Origin of the sequence: Gluconobacter sp. P1D12_c (genome assembly GCF_018812105.1) — a bacterium.
Classification (GTDB): Bacteria; Pseudomonadota; Alphaproteobacteria; order Acetobacterales; family Acetobacteraceae; genus Gluconobacter; species Gluconobacter oxydans_A.
Genome location: NZ_JACSIQ010000818.1, coordinates 1 through 369, shown reverse-complemented (window position 1 = coordinate 369; position 369 = coordinate 1). Strand labels below are relative to the sequence as shown.

The following is a 369-nucleotide window of genomic DNA, read 5'->3' as shown; positions in this document are numbered from 1 at the left end:
CAAATATTCTCGACGGTGCCGCATGTCGTCACCTCGACGGTTGGTGTGACTGTTTTCGTGGGCACGACCAGAGGTGGCGGAGCGCAACAGGCRGTCTCGGACTTGCAGCAGTTCTCAGACATGGGTGACTCCTTCTCGGGATCACCCTACAATCTCTAGCCACTAGAGCTTCAAGGGAAAAGCACCATGAGGATCTCGATTGGCGAGTTGGCGCGGCGCACTGGGGTCAAGGTGCCGACGATCCGCTACTACGAAGGCGTCGGGCTTCTTCCGACACCGGCACGAACGGAAGGGCGGCAAAGGCGCTTCGATGCGGACGAGGTCGCCCGGCTCAACTTYATTCGTCATTCCCGCGAGCTGGGCTTCGAG

Annotated in this window: 1 protein-coding gene; it reads left to right on the top strand. The window is 59.9% G+C overall.

Annotated elements, in window-relative coordinates:
• Window positions 1-186 precede the first annotated feature (186 nt).
• Window positions 187-369, top strand: a 183-nt coding sequence (locus KP705_RS19345; RefSeq protein ID WP_215765486.1) for a MerR family transcriptional regulator, incomplete at its 3' end; no start/stop codon positions are given.